The organism is Robertmurraya korlensis, assembly GCF_023715225.1.
Classification (GTDB): domain Bacteria; phylum Bacillota; class Bacilli; order Bacillales; family Cytobacillaceae; genus Robertmurraya_A.
Map to the genome: position 1 here is coordinate 1 of NZ_JAMBNS010000066.1, position 487 is coordinate 487.

General features: G+C 26.3%; 1 protein-coding gene. It reads right to left on the reverse strand.

The genetic code is table 11. From position 1 onward, the window contains the following. Window positions 1-298 (reverse strand): hypothetical protein (locus tag M3175_RS24170; RefSeq protein WP_251524548.1); only part of this gene is annotated, 298 nt, incomplete at its 3' end. Window positions 299-487 lie beyond the last annotated feature (189 nt).

A 487-nucleotide genomic window follows, 5' to 3' on the forward strand; every position in this document is an offset into this window, starting at 1 on the left:
TATTTTGAATTCTTTTAGATTCTCTAAAGCGTCGTCTCGAATTGAATTGAAAAGCATGATGGTTCAAAAACTCAATTATTAATTGTGTTTCCGAATGATTTTTATAAGAGTTGTAAAATTTTTCAATGTCGAAATCGTTATAGATAGAACATTCTTTCAGCAATGATGTTCTATCTCCTTCAAAATTAGTATTTGGTATTTTTAATGATAAATTAGGAAATTCATCAGCCCATTCATAGTTAGATGTAGGCACTGAATCAGCCAATAAGCTTTCTATTGTTAGAATATTATTAGACATCCATGTCGCCTTCATCATACTTTTTATAAAATATAGCATTATTTTAACAAACAAACATTATTTTGTTAAAATTTTAACAAAAAACCAGATTTGAAAATTGATTAATCTTCTAGCTTATCCACAGATTTTTTTATTGGATATGTTTTTTTAGTTTTTATCTAGTGTTTATATAGTTTTTAGAGCCCTTTG